Source organism: Sphingobacterium psychroaquaticum (assembly GCF_900177625.1).
GTDB lineage: Bacteria > Bacteroidota > Bacteroidia > Sphingobacteriales > Sphingobacteriaceae > Sphingobacterium > Sphingobacterium psychroaquaticum.
The window spans coordinates 361,026-378,676 of sequence record NZ_FXAU01000004.1 but is presented as its reverse complement, the minus strand read 5'-3'; the positions used below and the strand labels follow the sequence as shown (position 1 = coordinate 378,676).

Sequence of the window (17,651 nt, the reverse complement as noted above, 5' to 3'; positions counted from 1 at the left end):
TATGAAAAGAAACCCTAAGATAAGCATTGTAACCGTCGTTTATAATGGAGAGTTGACATTAGAATCTACAATTTTAAGTGTTGTCAATCAAGACTATCAGGATACGGAGTTTATTGTTATTGATGGAGGGTCTACGGATAGTACAATAGATATTATTAAGAAGTATGAAAGTAATATAACTCATTGGGTGTCCGAATCGGATAAGGGAATTTATGATGCAATGAATAAAGGTTTACAGTTGGCAACTGGTGACTGGTTAATCTTTATAGGATGTGATGATCTAGTATTGAATGTTTTACATCGTATCGCCCCAATACTGACTGATAATAACTCTTTGTATTATGGAAATGCCTTTTTTAATAAAGAGCTTCTGATATATGACGGAGAATTCAATGGTTTTAAGTTAAGTAAAAGGAATATTTGCCATCAAGCTATCTTTTATCCGAAAAGTATATATAAAAATAGAAAGTATGATTTGAATTATAGGATCTTAGCTGATTACAATTATAATATTATTAGCTTTGGAGATCGCAGTATCACTTTTGTCTACTTACCTTTTTTGATTTCCGTTTTTAATCAATATGGTTGTAGTAATCAAAACGTAGATAAAATCTTTTTGAAAGATAAATATTCGATAGTGGGAGAAAATATATCTTTTGTTTATGCAGTTTATATAAAGATATATGATTTTTTAAAGAAGCAGGCTAAGAAATTTCTATATGACAAATGAAACATTTGTATTACATCTCTTAGAATCTTTTGATATTTATTTACTAAGTTTTGTACTAAGTTTTGTACTTTATTACTGGCTATACAAAGGGGTGTTGGGTTCCATATTTGATCCCCTGACACTCCAAGTTGTGGGGTCAATGTTTGGTTTTTCAGTTGTCTTGTTTTTATTCTTCAAAGAATTAATTACATCTTACTATTTTACAAATTACGTCCTTACGCAATCTGCTTTTTTTCTAGGTTTTTTTATTATAAAGCAACGACCTTTAGCTGAATCTGACTATCCTCGCTTAAAAATAAATAAAAACCTATTAATTACAGAAACTAGTTTTTTAGTTTTTTCTTTACTTAATATCTTATTACAGATTGTTTCATATGTACTTGTTGGTATTCCTTTGTATAAAGATTCGCGACTTGAAACTTATATGGAAGGGGGGGGGATCGGTTTGATTGGTCGACTATTATCTGTTTTGGTAATATTGGGACTTTTTACGGGAGTTGTGACCTTTTTTCAAACCCAAAAAAAACAACTCAAATGGTATTTTATTTTTTACTGTATGATAAGTGCTGTTTTCTTCTTTTTATCTGGTAGTCGATCTTCATTCATTACGTTTTTTATCATCTTTTTTTTCTATAAAGCAATGATTGGTGATACAAGAAAGAAGGATTCAAAAAAGAATTTTTATTGGTTAATAGTTATTACCATAGCAGCCATTCTAATTATGTATCTAAAGGCTGATAGTCTCCTTGATGCTTCATCTGATTTTTTAAAACGAATCGTTGGCTTCGGAGATGTATATTGGGCAGCATATCCTGAAGATAATTTAAGTAAAATTGAACCTGCCAGTCCTTTTTACGCAGTTTTTGGCGATATTCTTGCCTCGTATCGTATTGTTGGATGGAGTGATATTCCTAAATCAATTGGTCTTCAGTTATTTAATATGAACTATCCCTATTGGGATGTTACATTTGGCTCAAATGCTAGACATAATGTATTTGGATTAGTGTATTTTGGATATATTGGTTCAATTTTGTTTTCTTTTATTCTCGGTTTGTTTCTTGGTGCATTTCGAATGTATGGCTTTAAAAATATGAGGAATGTAGGTATAGTTGGAATGTTTTATTGTGTTCTGTATATGAGAATAGCGAGTATTGAGACAGATATTGGTTTTGTTGTTTCAGAATTAAATTCATTATTAATGACTTTAATCTTAGTTTTTCCTTTTATAATGCTATTGTATATTAAAATAAAGAAATATGAGTGACGTAGTAAGACCTGAAGTTGACATTCTAATGGCAACATATAACGGAACATTATACATTAAGGATCAAATTAATTCTATACTCTATCAAAGTTTTAAAAATTGGCGTTTGATAATTAGAGATGATGGATCCTCTGATGGGACGCTTGATATTTTGCAGCATTATGCAAGGTTAGATTCAAGAATAATTGTCTGTGATGACGACTTGGGGAATTTGGGAGTATTTGGGAATTTTATGGAATTAATTAAATTATCCGACTCAAAATATGTGATGTTAGCTGATCAAGATGATCTTTGGATAAATGATAAAGTAGAAACGTCGCTATCTTTTATCAAAGAAAAAGAAAGAGGAATTGTTCCTATTTTAGTTTTTGCTAATTCGATCTTAACGGATGATAGTTTAACAAAAAAATATGGTTATAACTATAATATGACGGAGCCTCCTTCTTTACATAATTTTTTGTTTTATAATGCGGGTTATCAAGGATCAGGGATGATTTTCAATGATTATTTAAGGATGAAGATTTTTCCTTTTTTTGAAAATTGTTTGATTCATGATTACCATATATCCTTAGTAGGGTTACTCTTAGGTGAAGTTCATCATATTTCACGGCCATTGATGCTGTATCGTAGGCATGAATCATCTACAACTTTGCAAAACATAGACTTGCAAAGTCGGGTATTATGGTTCTTGAAGAAAAAAACTTATTTGTATACGCCCGATTTAGTGAAGTATTTGAATGTTTTTTTTGAGTATTATATTAAAGAAATTGATGAAGAGAAAAAAGCATTGATACATAATTATTTGAGGATAATTGATGAGAATAATAGTATTATAAAGCGACTTTTTGCTATTTATAAAGGTGGGTTTAGTTTAAGAGAAAGTAAGGCTTATTTAATGTTTAAACTTATTTTAGTAAAGTAAATGAAGATATTGCAGGTAATTAATGGACTCAACACGGGGGGAGCTGAGAAGTTGCTGTTAGATGCGATACCATTACTCAATCAACAAGGGGTAAATGTAGATCTTCTGATATTAGATGATAAAGAATACCCGTATCTTAAGGAGCTTAAAAAGATGAAATGTTGCGAGATACATACAATTGGAGGGGGGAATATTTACAATCCTTTGAATGTTTTTAAGATAATTCCTTTTTTAAAAGGCTATGATATTATTCATGTTCACTTGTTTCCTGCTCAGTATTGGGTAGCCATAGCAAAAGCTATTTCTTTCGCGAGTTGTAAACTTATTTTTACGGAACATAATACTACTAATAGACGAATGAAAAATATTTTTTTTAAGTATTTTGACAAAGTCGTTTATAGAATTTATAATAAGATTATTTGCATTTCTCCTGAAATACGTGATATTTTAATTAAATACACCAGTCTCAATCCTAAAAAATTTGAAATAATAAGGAATGGTATAGATATTCAGAAGATTAAGAGTGCAAAAAGAATAGATTGGATTGGGATAAATCCGACAATCCTGGATACGGATTATATAATTATACAAGTCGCAGGATTTAGGGTCCAGAAGGATCAAAAAACGACTATCAAAGCCTTGTCTCTATTGCCGAAAAATGTTAAGCTGGTTTTAGTTGGAGATGGAGATCTTAGAAGTGAATTAGAAACAATGGCCAAGAGCCTACACTTAGATAATAGAGTTTTCTTCTTAGGTATCAGATTAGATGTGCCAAATCTATTGAAATCATCTTATATTTCAGTAGTGAGTTCTCATTGGGAAGGAATGCCTTTAGCAGCTATGGAGGGAATGGCAGCTCATATTCCTGTTGTAGCTTCTAGAGTAGCGGGAATCACAGAATTAGTTGAAAATGTAGGTGTTTTATTTGAAGAAAGTGATGCGGTGGAATTGGCGAGTATTATTACGGCTCTGATTCGGAATAAAGACTATTATAATGAAGTGTCAAATCGATGCTCCTTATATTCTCAACAATTTGATATTAAAAAAATGATAGAATCAATTGTTACTATTTATGAGAAACTCTCAAAATCCTGATAAAATTTTACATATCATTACAGTTGCCTTTTCTATTAGTTATTTTTTTGGCAGGCAATTCTCCTACTTGATCACAAAAAGTGGAAATGAATATCACTTGGGCTGTTCTCCTTCTGATAATTTCTTTGAACTTGCGACTGATTTAAATTATATCCCCTTTAGTATTCCTATAACGAGAGAGATTACTCCAGTCAAAGATATATTAGTGATAATTGCTATTTATAAATATATTCGGAAAAATAAAATAACAAAAGTTGTCGGTCATACGCCTAAAGGAGGAATGTTAGCGATGATTGCTTCTTTCTTGGCCAATGTGCCTAATCGGATTTATTTCAGACATGGTCTAATCTATGAGACGAGTTTTGGACCGAAGAGATTTCTTTTAAAGAATATAGAAAAAGTATCGGGGATGTTGGCGACTGATGTTGTTTGTGTTAGTAAGTCAATTCAAAAGATAAGTGAAAGAGATAAACTTAATTCAGCAAAAAAAAATATCGTTTTGGGATTAGGTACATGTAATGGAGTGGATACCGAAGAAAAATATAATCCGACTTCTTATGATATAAGCGATATCAAAACTTTGGCAGAAAAATTAGGTATATCTGAGGGGGACTTTGTTGTTGGGTTTGTCGGGCGCTTGGTTAAAGATAAAGGTGTTAATGAATTAATTTCGGCGTGGGATATTTTGAAAGAAAGATTCGAGAATATCAAGTTGCTGTTGGTTGGTCCTCTAGAGTCCCGCGATCCGATTTCGAAATATGCAGAAGAAAGAGTTTTAAATGACCCTTCGGTTATTTTTACTGATTTTGTATTAGATGCTTCTGCTTATTATTCATTAATGGATATCTTTGTCTTACCTTCTTACAGAGAAGGTTTTCCTACTGTCGTATTAGAAGCTTCATCTATGAAAATACCTGTCCTAGTCACTAGAGCTACAGGATGTGAAGAAGCAATTTCTGAGGGTGTAACAGGACTTTTTATAAATCATGATCCAGAGGATATTGCCTCAAAAATTCAATTTTATTTATGCAATCCTAATGTTGCAAGAAAACATGGAGAAAATGGGCGTAAATTTGTTTGTGAGAATTTTGACCAGAAAAAAATTTGGGATCTATTGAATAATGATTTAGAAATATGACCTTTTTGATAAGAAAGATTCTATATTAATATTTCTATTTGTGTAATTTATTTTTGTTAGTCTAATTTTGGGTTTTTGAAAAGGAATAGTAAAAGATAGTTTTGGGGTTGTGTAGTCGAATTGAGGTCAAATTTAGATTTAATTATTTTATTTAACTTAATATAAAAATGAAAAAGGCTCTTATTACAGGTGTAACGGGACAAGATGGTGCATATTTAGCAGAGTTTCTATTAAAAAAAGGCTATGAAGTTCATGGGTTAAAAAGACGAAGCTCACTGTTTAATACTGATCGTATTGACCATTTATATCAAGACCCCCATGATGATAATGTAAGATTTAAATTACATTACGGGGATTTAAGTGATTCTACAAATTTGATACGTGTTATTCAGGAAGTACAGCCTGATGAAATCTATAATTTAGGAGCGATGAGCCACGTGAAAGTCAGCTTTGATACACCAGAATATACTGCAAATGCTGATGGTATTGGCACGTTAAGACTTTTGGAAGCAATTCGGATACTTGGGCTTGTTAATAAAACTAAAATTTATCAGGCATCTACTTCCGAGCTTTATGGTTTGGTTCAAGAAGTTCCTCAGTCAGAAAGTACGCCATTTTATCCACGGTCACCATATGCTGTCGCAAAAATGTATGCTTATTGGATTACTGTTAATTATCGGGAGGCATATGGTATTTTTGCTTCTAATGGAATTCTTTTTAACCATGAGAGTCCATTAAGAGGGGAAACTTTTGTTACTCGAAAAATAACAAGGGCGGTATCAAAAATTGCGTTAGGGCTCCAGGATAAACTATATTTAGGGAATTTGGATGCAAAAAGAGATTGGGGACACGCAAAAGATTATGTCGAGGCTATGTGGTTAATTTTACAGCAGGAAAAACCAGAAGATTTCGTTATTGCAACTGGAATTACCACTACTGTGCGAGATTTTGTCAAGATGGCATTTGCAGAGGTAGGTGTAGAGTTAGAGTTTTTAGGGGCAGGTGTAAGTGAAAGAGCTCTTGTTAAGAATTGTGTAAACGAACGATATAATCTTGAAGTGGGAAGTGTAGTTGTATGTGTTGATGAAGCGTATTTTAGGCCGACCGAGGTCGATCTATTAATTGGTAACCCGGAGAAAGCAAATACAAAACTGGGGTGGCAACCCAAATATGATCTCTCTGCTTTAGTACAAGAAATGATGAGAGCAGATTTGTCATCCTTCGAAAAAGAGCTAATGCTTAAAGAGGCCGGATACGATGTTAAAAATCAGTACGAATAGATTCATATTGATACTGTAGACTTTTTTTGCTTTTGTTTTCGAAAATGGTGTCCTGATTTTATTAGTATTTGATTACTTGTCGAAACAGACATTCTAGTCTCTGGATTTAGGTTCTAAATTAGGAGACTGGTTTGTTTAAATCCTAAATGACTTTATGATAAGAAAATTTTAGTTTGTTTACTGTTTATAATGAGTGAAAAGAAACAAAAAACAATAATCCTCGGTTCTTTCGGATTTATTGGAAAATTCTTAATACAACAGATGGGTAATTCTATAGGGCTGTCTCTAAGAGATCCATTATGGAAATCGTCCCTCCAAGGTGTTGATATAATTATCAATCTCGTCGGCAAAGCACATGATCACAAAGGAACGGCAACTGAAAGTGACTATCAGCATGCAAATGTAGAATTAGCTAAGCAGATTTTTGATGAATTTGTAAAGTCTGAGGCGAAACTACTCATCCATATAAGCTCACTTGCTGCTCTGGAGGAATTTGAATCTCGTCAACCTTTGATAGAGGAAGATGCTTGTCACCCTATCTCTTGGTATGGAAAAACTAAGCGAGAAGCGGAAGAGTGGCTACTATGTCAAGAATTACCCGAAGATAAAAAACTTATCATTCTGCGCCCACCAATGGTTCACGGGCCGGGTGATAAGGGGAATTTAGGTTTGTTATATAAACTTATTTCCAAGGGAATTCCTTATCCGTTAGGAGCATTTAATAATAAACGCTCTTTCATTTCTATAGGGAATTTTTGTTTTTATATAGAACAGATCATCGAAAAACATAACCTATTGAAATCTGGAATCTATCATGTCGCGGACGACCAGCCTATTTCAACAAAAGAAATAATACAGATCATTAAGGAAGTTACAGGTAAAAGAGGAGTAGATTTAGCTTTGCCAAAGGCATTGATTTACGCAATTGCAAGAATTGGCGATAGACTTCCAATTCCTCTCAATACAAGTCGGTTAAAAAAAATGACGAGTGATTTGTTAGTCTCCAGTACCAAAATAAAACAAGCGCTAGGTATCGATAAGCTGCCAGTGACAGCAAAAGAAGGTTTAATTAGAACGATTGAATCGTTCGGAAAGAAAGGATAGAGAGAAAGAATGGTATATGTATTTATTTTTCTAGCACTATTTGTTTTAGAGCTACTGTACTTCCGAGTAGCCGACCGTCTCAATATTATCGACAAGCCCAATGAGCGGTCATCACACACAACAGTAACATTACGTGGTGGTGGTATTATCTTTTACATCGCTGCAGCTATATACTTTATCCTATCAGGGTTTCAATATCCTTGGTTCTTTTTAGGGCTAACGATGATGACGGTGATCTCTTTTCTCGATGATGTCTTTACACTATCAAACAAGCTACGGCTGCTGGTGCACTTTACCTCCGTTTTGCTTATGGCGTATCAGCTTGAGCTTTTTGCATTACCGTGGTACTTTCTCTTGATTGGTTTTGTCTTTGCGGTAGGCGTTATCAATGCGTATAACTTTATGGACGGTATTAATGGCATCACTGCCTGCTATAGCCTAGCTGTTGGAGGACTGTTAATGTTGGTGAATCAGGAGATCTCTTTCATTGATCAAAATCTCTTGATCTACGTAATGCTAGGCGTATTGGTATTTACCTTTTTTAATTTCAGGCTGAAAGCTAAGTGTTTTGCGGGAGATGTCGGTTCCGTTGCCATCGCTTATATCTTATTGTTTGCTTTAGGGGCATTGATTCTGAAAACAGGTAATATCATCTATATTCTTTTCCTTGTGGTTTATGGCATTGATGCAGTATGGACGATTGTACAACGTCTGTTACGGAAAGAGAATATCTTTCAGGCACACCGTTCACACTTATACCAGTACTTAGGCAATGAGGCGGGGGTAAATAAGCTTCTAGTTTCATTTATTTATGGCGTTCTACAGTTTGCTATTGGTTGTCTTGTAATTGTTTTTGCTGAGAAGGAGATCAGTGAACAGATTATTTTTACTATAGTCCTTTTGATCGGGTTAACTACATTCTATCTAATTTGTAAAACCTACGTAATTAGAAAATTTGTTCAAAACTCTTAGATCCTAAAAAATGATAAAAACCATCAAAGGCGGTATCGCTGAAGACCACCGAGGACATATTCGTTTTGTCAACGACTTTGATATGACGGAAGTCAAACGTTTCTATATTATAAAAAACAAAGACACCGAATTGGTACGTGGTTGGCGGGCACATAAAATAGAGCAACGTTGGTTTTATGTGCTTTCTGGCTCCTTTGTTTTGGATGTTGTTAAAATCGATAATTGGGAAACTGCATCGTCAACTTTAGACGTTGAACGTATTGTCTTAAAAGCGGAAGACAAACAAGTTGTTCATATGCCTGTGGGTTATGGAACAGCTTTCCAAGCATTGGAAGAAGGGGCTGAGCTATTGGTTTTTGCAGACTATGGAATTGACAATGCCAAGAATGATGATTACACTTGGCCGGCCGATTATTTTGTGAATAAAAAGATGGAAGTTTAACTTCTTATTTAGCTAGTTTTTGAAGAAACGACCTCCATCTTTAAGGGATTTCATGCCATTAAAGATCATTATTCTTAATATCAAGTTTACTTATACCAAACATTTATTGCTTAAGGGTGTTTATGATGTTACGGAGTCTGTTTGAGGTTTCCTAAGTAATTGAATGGAGAGAAATATGAGTAAGCTTATAAAGTTATATAAAGGTGCCCCAGTCGTATTTAGAGATATGTGGCTCGCCGTTTTGTTTGTGGTGATTCTGGTGGCTCAACTTGTTGTCCTTACTTACATTGGACATTGATTTTTTTATAGTCCCGGGTGGTAAGCTCGATCAATCTGCTCACGTACAACAGGGTTCTTCTTTACATAGGCAGCTACAAAAGGACAATATACCATCACTTTTTTGTCAACTTCTTTGGCGTATGCAAAAGCTGCTGCAGCTAAAGCAGAAGCGACTCCCTCGCCACTCATGCTATCTGGTACCAAGGTATGCACGAGCGCGATGTTTTTCTGCTTATAAAAACGATATTCTAATTTTGCTACCTCGCCACCTTTGGTATATTCGAATTGCAGTTTTTCTGTATTGTTTATAATTTCCATATCCGGAATAATTTTTTCCCACGCTGCTTCATGCTAACCGTAGTATTATTAACGATGGGTGTTCCCGTTTTGTTTTGACTTCATTCTCTTCCCCTTTGTTTTTTTGATATCTTTCTGTTTCGTATTGAGCTCCTCCTAACCTGTTGTGGTAAGACGATCAATTTAACTCTTTAAATCCTCTTAACTTTTTACAAAAGGCGGGGACAAGCCCTGCCTCTAAAGGAGAGTGTCTTAACACGCTAACGTCTTAACTCTTTACTCCTCTATCCCCATACATCTCCGGTCTAAACTTAAACGTAGGAGTCAACCAATACATTAAAACGACACGAGAGTAACGATAGTTGAATGGAGCTAATATAATTGCTGTGAGAATAGCTACAATCAAGTATAACCAAGGAGACTCCAGGTTTTTGGTGATGATATAGGTTCCCACACAAGCCGTTACCAGCTCAGCCACCACGAAAACATAGCTCACATACATCGCGACGTAGAAGTATCCAGGTTCTTTTTCGAACTTCAATCCACAGTGCGGACAGTTGATGTGCATTTTCTTTGATTTAAGGCTAAAGAGCGGAGCGGCAAACATGTTCCCTGTGCGGCAACGTGGACATTTCCCTTCAACGGCACTTTTGAATTCTCCAGGGATCGTGTATGTTGGTTGTGTGTTATTGTTGTTTTCCATGTTATTGTTGTTGTTTGCGAAATTCTTCAGGCGTGATACCTTCTATTTTTTTAAAAAACTTAGTGAAATATGAATTGTCATTGAAATTAAGCTCATAGGCAATTTCGCTGATGCTAAAATCTTTGATTACAAGTAATCGTTTTGCTTCTAGGATGACACGGTTACGAATAACTTCACCAGCGGGAATACCTAGAAACTCCTTGCTCAAGGCATTGAGGTGATTCGGCGTGATGTATAGTAATTCTGCATAATCCTTAGGTAAGCGTAATTGCTTAAAATGCTGTTCAATCAGGTTTAAGAAATTCCGGAGCAATAAGTGATTGTATACATTAGCCTCTGCATATGCTGATGGCTTATGTTGTAGTTCTAAAAGCTGAAACAAGTAAAGCAATGATGCTCGTGCAAACTCCTTGTTGTGCTGCTCTTTATTTAGATTCTCTAGGATTTGCTCCGCAATCGGTAAGATGCTGTCGTTAAGAACAAAAACACCGTCGCGCATAATCCCCGAGAAGAAAGATAAGGTCGATAGATAGTCTGCGCGAAGCAAGAACGTCTTAAAAAAATCGGGGTCAAAGTTGACTACAAAGCCTTCCATATCCCCTTCGAAGTTCCAGCTATGGATCTGTCCAGGAGCCATAAAGTATACCTGTCCGGCTTCAATCTGAAACGTTTCAAAGTCGATACTATGGTATCCGGCACCTTTCGTAAATAAAAGAAAATGGTAGAAATTATGGCGATGCGGAAAGACCAAGTTTCGGTTACGAGCTAAGTAACCCGATAGATCCTCCACCATAATATCGCGGTCATGGTGCAGGGAAACGGTACATTGCGCTATGGTTGGTACTTTTGCTGCCATAGTACAAAGGTATGTTAATTAATCCATTCGTAGTGGTGTATTTTTGACTATTAATGGTGCTTTTTACTTATTGATATAGGAAAAAGAGTTAAGATGTGAAGGAGTTAGATAGTTAAGTTGTAAAAGGATTAGATAGTTACGTAGTTAGGAAGTTAAGATGTGAGGGGGGAGCCGTAAAAGGATTAGATAGTTACGTAGTAGGAAGTTAAAGAGGAATCCCTTGAACGTCATATCGACGATAGAAGATATCTATGAACTTTATAGGCAAACTCACTTAAAGGGGTTATTCGTGCCGCAAGTATAGTCCGCAGATTCCTCCTCGTAAACTCGTTCGGAATGACGAACGACGTCACGTTTTGTATCAGCCCTCTATTTCCCATATCTTCCCTTAACCGCCAAGTGTCGCCTGAGGAATTTTTGCAATCTGTAGAAAGTTGCCTTTTGCACTATCCCATCCTGCAAAAATTCCTAGCGACGAGTTTTTTTGCTTCTTTTTTGGAGTAAAAAAGAAGAGCCCAGCGGCTAGAGCGTCCCTAGCGACGGTTTTTATCAACAAGTTGATGAGCTCACTGCGTTCGGTTTTGCTTCTTTTTTGAGGTAAAAAAGAAGAGCCCAGCGGCTTGAGCGTCCCTAACAGTTAGAGTGTCAAAACATTATCACTCGATTCCACATCCGCCAATCGTAGCGAAGGATCAATAGTTACTTTCTTAATCGCCTTACCCACTTTTACCTGATACAAAGGATTCGTCCAAAACCAATCTTCCAGCACCGTACGTTTTACCCCCTGATAAATCGAGAAATTCTCAGCCGGTTTCTCACCACGCATTTCGCGGAGCGGGATATAGAAAAGCTCCTTAGAACCATCTTGGTACTCCACTAGAAGATCGATCGGCATCGCAATCCCCCCTTTATTACGAAGCTGAATTACATTATCGTTAACCCCCAGAATACCATAATCAATGGTACGCGTCGTATTAATAAAGAGATTAAAATACCATTTCAGATTAATGCCCGAAATATCCTCCGCAACCCGTTTAAAGTCATTTGGCGTGGGGTGTTTGAATTTCCATAGCTCATAGAACTTAAGGAACGTCTTATCCAAATTCTCCTGCCCGATAATATAGCCCAACTGTTGCGCCAGCACCTGCCCCTTATTATACGCCTGATTACTATATCCGTAATTCGTGTTATAGTAATCCGCCAATAAACTCATCGGCTCCTCCTTTCCTGAAAGTGCCAGCTTATAATACGCACGATAGGCTGCGATAACAGGATTTGTTTCAATCGCACCTTTTTTCTCAAAAATTTGTTGAAAAGCCAATTCCTCCACATAGCTGGTGAAACCCTCATCGAACCACTCATCTACAGTTTCATTGATGCCGAATAGATGCTGGTACCAGGAGTGTGCCGCTTCATGGAATATTACACCGACCAAACTCTTAATATCACGTCCACCAGTCACCAATGTTGCTGTTCCATACTCCATGCCACCATCGCCACCTTGTACAATAGAATACGTAGGCCAAGGATAAGCACCAAAGCGCGTGGAGCAGAAATCAAAAAACTCTGTCGCCATAGTCAGTGCTGTTTTCCAGTTCTCTTTTACCGCAGCACTGCTTGGTATATATACGGTATACACCGAAACTCCACCCTGACTTTTTGCCGAATCCACCACAAACTTAGGGTCTGCAGCCCATACAAAATCGTGAATATTTTCCGCTTTGAAGTTCCAAGTCGCTTTTCCGTCCTTGTGTTGTACTTTAGCTTTTTTATTGTAACCTTTCACTGCTAACGGATTTTGCAGTTTCCCGGAAGCACCCACAACATAGTCCTTATTGATATGAATCGTAACATCAAAATTGCCGAAAGGAGCAATAAACTCACGCGCCACATATTCATCCAAATGCCAGCCATAATCATCGAAGTGTGCCATTTTAGGGTACCACTGCGCCATTGATAACGCGACGCCTTCTTTCGAGTTACGCCCTGTGCGACGAATCTGTTCCGGAACCTGTGCGTCCCATGTCATTTCAAATGTTGCTGTTTCACCGGCTGCAATGGCACGCGGTAACGTGACCTCTAAAATTGTTCCGTCCGTCTTAAATGTTGCATCAGTCCCATTTACACGCAAACTCTTCACCTTTTGATAACCAATCTGGTCGGGAGTTAAAGTGGCGATACGACTTTGGTATTGTGGCTTTTCTTTCGTTCCCAAGTTGTTGGTCATCCGCGCATCGGGATCCGAAATATTAGAAAGACGGTAATCCATCATGCTACCCGGTTGGAAAGCATTGAGGTAGAGGTGAAAGTAAACCTTAGAAAGGGCTCGAGAAGAGTTATTACTATATTTTAACGTCATATTTCCAGCATACTGAAAGGTCGACTCGTTGACATCAATATCCATCTTGTAGTCTACGGCCTGTTGCCAGTAACCGGGACGCTGCGCAAAAAGACTGCAGGACACCAACAGGAAAGATAGTAAAGAAATAAATTTCTGTATCATTAGATTTAATATTTACATGTAGTAGTATTCGACGTTTTGCTGCTTTAGTGCATGGATAAGTGCATTTAGATCATCATCAGCTTGAAACAATTTGTTGCGCCAGAAACGTTTTGTGCCTTTTCCTTGTTGCATAAAGAACATGAGTAAGTTGCCGCCCGATCGAGGGACATTACGTAGGTATTTTATCTCCGATAAGAGAATCGACTCTTCCTTTTTATCGCTAAAGCGAACATGAAGTGTCTCACTGTCAACAGTCCATTGAGACGGATTTTGGCTCAGTTTTGTGCTTAGATACAAGAGGATAGGAAGGCTGATCAACACCACTAGAATCTTTACAATCTCTTGAAGGGGAAGGCGTGATACGATTGCGGTCACCACGCAAACTCCCACTAAGAGAAAGATCATATATCGACCGCGGTGTAGGGTCGCTAGGTGAAAAGTTGATGCTGCCATGACGGCAAAAATAAGAAAGAAAAGTTAACTTTGGGGTCGTTCACTTAAGAAAGGTTAGGCATTGGAAATTCTTTTGGTCGAAGATGAGACCGCAGTCATTTCATTGATCCGTAGAGGGCTTAATTCGCTCGGATGTAATATCTCTGTTGCATTAAATGGCAAGACGGGACTTGCTATGGCGTTGTCTAATTCGTATGACCTAATTATTCTTGATGTGATGCTGCCAGAAATGAGCGGTTTTGAGGTGTGTCGGAAAATTAGACAGTCCAACAAGAAGGTGCCAATTCTAATTTTGTCTGCATTAGATCAAACAGAGGATATTGTGGAAGGATTTAGCAGCGATGCGGACGACTATCTGACCAAGCCTTTTAATCTGGAGGAATTACGTGCACGGGTACAGCGCTATGGACGAAAAAGTACGTCTACACAGCGTACTATCGACGATGATTTGCTGTCCATTGCAGATCTGACCTTGAATACGGCGCGAAAAACGGTCGTACGTGGCGATAAAAATGTGGTGCTGACAGCGACAGAATTCCGACTGCTGGAGTACTTATTGAACAATAAAAACATAGTGCTTTCGCGGATTGATATTCTGGAAGCGGTATGGGGGATTGGTTTTAATATGAGTACCAATGTAGTGGATGTATATATGAACTACCTCCGAAAAAAAATTGATAAAGACCACAGGGCGAAGTTGCTGCATACAATCGTTGGAATGGGCTATGTACTGAGACTCCCGCATGAAAATTAAATTAAAAATCTTCCTCCTTTTCTTCTTTATCACTTTTCTCTTATTGGGAGGGTTTGCGGTTTACGTTTCCTATTTTACGAGGGATAGTTTGCGGACGAAATTCTTTCACCGCTTGGAGGAGAATGCACGTATTGTTGGAAAGCACACCTTAGAAAATGACGAGTACCTAAGTCAATTGTATTATGAGGTAAGACGCGATTATTTGCGCCAACTATCAGAAGGGAATGATTACATCCTGCGAATAGAAAAGAATGCCACGGACATTAAGGATAAACCGAACCTAGCTTTGCCGGAAGATTTCTATGCGAGGACTTTGGCGAAGGGGACTGCTGAGTACATGAATAAGGATACGGCCTATTTGGCGGTGTTTTTTGTGGATTCTTTGCATAGTAAAGACTTGATGGTAATTTCCTCTGGGCGAGATGATTATGGTCTTGCTGAACAAGATTTTCTGGATCGAGCTTTGATCTCGGGAGGTATTATAGCCATCTTAGTGGTCGCTTTGGTCGCCTTTGTTTTCTCGAATAGTATCATCCGACCTATCTCCTTGCTGGATAAAGAAATTAAGAAAATTAGTATTGCCAGTCTGAGTCTACGGCTGCGTAAGCGTAATGAGGCAAAGGACGAGATTAGTTCGCTTATCGATAGTTTTAATGATATGATTGGGCGACTCGAAATTGCTGTAAAATCTCAACGTAGTTTCCTTGGAAATGCATCCCATTCTTTCCGGACTCCATTGACAATTATCAAAGGAGAAGCACAGTTGGCATTGAAGGATTGTAACGCCAATGATGAAGCTTACCAACCATTGACCAAGATTTTGGAAGAGGTGGATCGTATGATTTTGATTGTTAATAATCTCCTGACGCTAGCTAAGACAGGGATGAACGAAAATAAACGTATTCAGGAGGTTATCCGAATAGATGAGCTGTTGTTTCGGGTGATTAACTCGGAGCGGAGTGTGGAACCGGATAAAAATATAGAATTGGATTTTGACGATATCCCGGAGGATAGTGCTTCGCTTGAGGTTTTTGGGAACCCGAATCTTCTATATATAGCGTTGAGTAATATTGTTTCAAACGCTTTTAAGTATGGGAACGACCGGATGGTAAGTATTAAGCTCATGGTGCGCGAAGGACATGTGGTTGTTCAAATTAGTGACCAGGGAATAGGGATTCCATCTGGTGAACAAGAGTTTATTTATGATTCATTTTACCGGGCTTCCAATGTAGGTTCAACTTATGGTAATGGTCTTGGGTTATTGCTAGCCAAAAATATTATTGATGTTCACCAAGGTGAAATGTATATTACTTCAGAAGAAGGGTTTGGAACAACAGTTACCGTAAAGCTTCCAACGCACGGTCAGACCTTCTAATCTTATTTTAATCTCGCTCTTATTCTATTTTTAATAGTCAGTTATATACTTGCTGTCGAGTATATCTAATTGACGTTCATGAGTAAGATTATCGCTTTCCTTTTTATTGTTTTTTGTTCGGTTCCAGCTTTTGCTGTAGGTTCACTCCGTCATTGCGAAAAGGAACGACGTGGCAATCTGTTAGTTGGACACGAGCCACAGGCTCGCGCCAGCGAAAAAGAATCAAAAGCTTTTCTTGCTGGTTCTCTGCATCATCACGCAGAGGAACGACGTGGCAATCTGTTAGGAGAAGCTCAAATTGCTGGCGCGAGCTTTCAGCTCGTGTCTCTAGATAAAGCAACAGATATCCATGATGCCTCGCCGCTAGACACTATACACACTGTGCCAACTAAAGCCGAACCTACAAAAGCAGAACTCTTCAACCTCGACGTCCTTTTCCGGGCCGCGTTGAATGCTGATAACCTCAATCAGGAAAGCGCACGCACCCGAATGAATCTCGATGATATCCGGTTGTTACTCCATGGACGATACAACGAAGACCTTAGCTACAAAGTACGCTTTCGATTAAACCGTTCTTTCGCCCCGATTGCACTTGATAACAGTTCGGCTGCGTTGGATTATGCCTATATCGATTATAAGTTTGGAAAACATAGAAACTGGTCGATGACACTTGGTAAGCAAAGCGCGATGGTCGGTTCGTACGAGTTCGAAAACAATCCCATCTATGAGCTTATTTTTACCGACTACATCAACCATGTCGTCAACTTGTTTGTCGTTGGTGGTAAGCTTAGCTATGCGATAAATCCCAATCAATCTTTTCATGTTCAGTTGTACAATACGGTGAACAATACTTTGGAAAATCATATCCAGAATAACGGCTTCAGCAAGGGCGATCTGAAACAGGCAAAAGTACCGATGGGCGCTTATTTTACCTGGGTTGGCGCATTTGCTGACCGAAAGATACATACCAAATGGTCTTACAATATAGCACAATTTGCACAAGGTCACACCAATCATGGAATTGCGCTCGCAAACAAATATCAGACGGCAAAACAGATGGTATACCTTGATTTAAACTACACAAAACAAGGTGTGGATCATGCGCTATTGGCATCTCAGGCCATAAACGATTTTTATGCCTACACCGGTGGAGACAGACAGCTCGCACAAAATGTCGTTTACAAATCGGCGATCGCGCGATACGATCAGTTTATTACCACTAAGTGGGAACTGGCGTTGAAGGGCGGAATAGAAAGTGCTACACACGGGGACGATGAAACAGTCGGAAAGAACTTTAGAACGAACTACACATATTTTGCAGCAATACAGCATAAACCCTTCAAAAAGCAGGACTTACGCTTCTATCTAGGCTATATCGGGAATACGGTTTCCTATGCGGATCGATTGGCGATTGGCGACAAAAAGTTTAATAGGCTTGCACTAGGAGGATATTTTACAATCCCTGTATTGTAGTTACAATAATA

At 37.8% G+C, this 17,651-nt stretch carries 17 protein-coding genes; 12 read left to right on the top strand and 5 right to left on the bottom strand.

What is annotated here, in order from left to right; translation table 11 throughout:
- Position 1: 1 nt before the first annotated feature.
- The 9 genes from B9Y69_RS12775 to B9Y69_RS12735 all read left to right on the top strand — a co-directional run bounded on the left by B9Y69_RS12775 (position 2) and on the right by B9Y69_RS12735 (position 8,947).
- Positions 2-730, top strand: a complete 729-nt coding sequence (locus B9Y69_RS12775; RefSeq protein WP_085473356.1) for a glycosyltransferase family 2 protein — start codon at positions 2-4, stop codon at positions 728-730.
- On the top strand, positions 720-1,994 hold the full coding sequence (locus tag B9Y69_RS12770; RefSeq protein WP_085473355.1) for an O-antigen polymerase: 1,275 nt from the start codon (positions 720-722) through the stop codon (positions 1,992-1,994). Before B9Y69_RS12775 ends, B9Y69_RS12770 begins: the two co-directional genes overlap by 11 nt.
- On the top strand, positions 1,987-2,916 hold the full coding sequence (locus B9Y69_RS12765; RefSeq protein ID WP_085473354.1) for a glycosyltransferase: 930 nt from the start codon (positions 1,987-1,989) through the stop codon (positions 2,914-2,916). The genes B9Y69_RS12770 and B9Y69_RS12765 overlap by 8 nt, the downstream gene beginning before the upstream one ends.
- Positions 2,917-4,011, top strand: coding sequence for a glycosyltransferase (locus B9Y69_RS12760; RefSeq protein WP_085473353.1), 1,095 nt, complete (start codon positions 2,917-2,919; stop codon positions 4,009-4,011).
- Entirely contained in the window at positions 3,989-5,149 is a 1,161-nt protein-coding gene (locus tag B9Y69_RS12755) for a glycosyltransferase family 4 protein (protein ID WP_085473352.1), read from the top strand. Before B9Y69_RS12760 ends, B9Y69_RS12755 begins: the two co-directional genes overlap by 23 nt.
- Before the next feature lie 167 nt (positions 5,150-5,316).
- A complete protein-coding gene (gmd, locus tag B9Y69_RS12750; protein ID WP_085473351.1) occupies positions 5,317-6,429 on the top strand; it encodes a GDP-mannose 4,6-dehydratase in 1,113 nt (370 codons plus the stop codon).
- A 189-nt stretch (positions 6,430-6,618) separates the two neighbouring features.
- On the top strand, positions 6,619-7,533 hold the full coding sequence (locus B9Y69_RS12745; RefSeq protein ID WP_085473350.1) for an NAD-dependent epimerase/dehydratase family protein: 915 nt from the start codon (positions 6,619-6,621) through the stop codon (positions 7,531-7,533).
- Between the two features lie 9 nt (positions 7,534-7,542).
- On the top strand, positions 7,543-8,505 hold the full coding sequence (locus tag B9Y69_RS12740) for an MraY family glycosyltransferase (protein WP_085473349.1): 963 nt from the start codon (positions 7,543-7,545) through the stop codon (positions 8,503-8,505).
- Between the two features lie 10 nt (positions 8,506-8,515).
- Complete coding sequence (locus tag B9Y69_RS12735) at positions 8,516-8,947, top strand: WxcM-like domain-containing protein (protein WP_085473348.1); 432 nt, start codon at positions 8,516-8,518, stop codon at positions 8,945-8,947.
- Between the two features lie 303 nt (positions 8,948-9,250).
- Here B9Y69_RS12735 and B9Y69_RS12730 read toward each other — a convergent pair whose 3' ends face one another.
- The 5 genes from B9Y69_RS12730 to B9Y69_RS12710 form a co-directional block, all read right to left on the bottom strand.
- Complete coding sequence (locus B9Y69_RS12730) at positions 9,251-9,544, bottom strand: GNAT family N-acetyltransferase (protein WP_085473347.1); 294 nt, start codon at positions 9,542-9,544, stop codon at positions 9,251-9,253.
- Positions 9,545-9,791: 247 nt separating this feature from the next.
- A complete protein-coding gene (locus B9Y69_RS12725; RefSeq protein ID WP_085473346.1) occupies positions 9,792-10,226 on the bottom strand; it encodes a DUF983 domain-containing protein in 435 nt (144 codons plus the stop codon).
- A 1-nt stretch (position 10,227) separates the two neighbouring features.
- Positions 10,228-11,082 carry an AraC family transcriptional regulator gene (locus B9Y69_RS12720; RefSeq protein WP_085473345.1) on the bottom strand — a complete coding sequence of 285 codons (855 nt, stop codon included), beginning with the start codon at positions 11,080-11,082 and terminating at the stop codon, positions 10,228-10,230.
- 637 nt (positions 11,083-11,719) lie between these two features.
- Positions 11,720-13,585, bottom strand: coding sequence for a M1 family metallopeptidase (locus tag B9Y69_RS12715; protein WP_085473344.1), 1,866 nt, complete (start codon positions 13,583-13,585; stop codon positions 11,720-11,722).
- A 12-nt stretch (positions 13,586-13,597) separates the two neighbouring features.
- Complete coding sequence (locus B9Y69_RS12710) at positions 13,598-14,038, bottom strand: hypothetical protein (RefSeq protein WP_134433799.1); 441 nt, start codon at positions 14,036-14,038, stop codon at positions 13,598-13,600.
- A 61-nt stretch (positions 14,039-14,099) separates the two neighbouring features.
- Between B9Y69_RS12710 and B9Y69_RS12705 the strand changes: the two genes are divergently transcribed.
- The 3 genes from B9Y69_RS12705 (at position 14,100) to B9Y69_RS12695 (ending at position 17,640) form a co-directional block, all read left to right on the top strand.
- The gene (locus B9Y69_RS12705; protein ID WP_085473342.1) at positions 14,100-14,792 is read left to right on the top strand and encodes a response regulator transcription factor; all 693 of its coding nucleotides are present in this window, start codon (positions 14,100-14,102) and stop codon (positions 14,790-14,792) included.
- Positions 14,782-16,167 carry a sensor histidine kinase gene (locus B9Y69_RS12700; RefSeq protein WP_085473341.1) on the top strand — a complete coding sequence of 462 codons (1,386 nt, stop codon included), beginning with the start codon at positions 14,782-14,784 and terminating at the stop codon, positions 16,165-16,167. Before B9Y69_RS12705 ends, B9Y69_RS12700 begins: the two co-directional genes overlap by 11 nt.
- Before the next feature lie 78 nt (positions 16,168-16,245).
- Complete coding sequence (locus tag B9Y69_RS12695) at positions 16,246-17,640, top strand: porin (RefSeq protein WP_085473340.1); 1,395 nt, start codon at positions 16,246-16,248, stop codon at positions 17,638-17,640.
- Positions 17,641-17,651: the final 11 nt, after the last annotated feature.

Bases quoted from the DNA above. Each gene is read 5' to 3' on its own strand.
- B9Y69_RS12715 (WP_085473344.1), bottom strand. From the start codon at position 13,585: ATGATACAGAAATTTATTTCTTTACTATCTTTCCTGTTGGTGTCCTGC.
- gmd (WP_085473351.1), top strand. From the start codon at position 5,317: ATGAAAAAGGCTCTTATTACAGGTGTAACGGGACAAGATGGTGCATAT.
- B9Y69_RS12710 (WP_134433799.1), bottom strand. From the start codon at position 14,038: ATGGCAGCATCAACTTTTCACCTAGCGACCCTACACCGCGGTCGATAT.
- B9Y69_RS12765 (WP_085473354.1), top strand. From the start codon at position 1,987: ATGAGTGACGTAGTAAGACCTGAAGTTGACATTCTAATGGCAACATAT.
- B9Y69_RS12730 (WP_085473347.1), bottom strand. From the start codon at position 9,544: ATGGAAATTATAAACAATACAGAAAAACTGCAATTCGAATATACCAAA.
- B9Y69_RS12770 (WP_085473355.1), top strand. From the start codon at position 720: ATGACAAATGAAACATTTGTATTACATCTCTTAGAATCTTTTGATATT.
- B9Y69_RS12695 (WP_085473340.1), top strand. From the start codon at position 16,246: ATGAGTAAGATTATCGCTTTCCTTTTTATTGTTTTTTGTTCGGTTCCA.
- B9Y69_RS12745 (WP_085473350.1), top strand. From the start codon at position 6,619: ATGAGTGAAAAGAAACAAAAAACAATAATCCTCGGTTCTTTCGGATTT.
- B9Y69_RS12760 (WP_085473353.1), top strand. From the start codon at position 2,917: ATGAAGATATTGCAGGTAATTAATGGACTCAACACGGGGGGAGCTGAG.
- B9Y69_RS12735 (WP_085473348.1), top strand. From the start codon at position 8,516: ATGATAAAAACCATCAAAGGCGGTATCGCTGAAGACCACCGAGGACAT.
- B9Y69_RS12720 (WP_085473345.1), bottom strand. From the start codon at position 11,082: ATGGCAGCAAAAGTACCAACCATAGCGCAATGTACCGTTTCCCTGCAC.
- B9Y69_RS12775 (WP_085473356.1), top strand. From the start codon at position 2: ATGAAAAGAAACCCTAAGATAAGCATTGTAACCGTCGTTTATAATGGA.
- B9Y69_RS12700 (WP_085473341.1), top strand. From the start codon at position 14,782: ATGAAAATTAAATTAAAAATCTTCCTCCTTTTCTTCTTTATCACTTTT.
- B9Y69_RS12725 (WP_085473346.1), bottom strand. From the start codon at position 10,226: ATGGAAAACAACAATAACACACAACCAACATACACGATCCCTGGAGAA.
- B9Y69_RS12755 (WP_085473352.1), top strand. From the start codon at position 3,989: ATGAGAAACTCTCAAAATCCTGATAAAATTTTACATATCATTACAGTT.
- B9Y69_RS12740 (WP_085473349.1), top strand. From the start codon at position 7,543: ATGGTATATGTATTTATTTTTCTAGCACTATTTGTTTTAGAGCTACTG.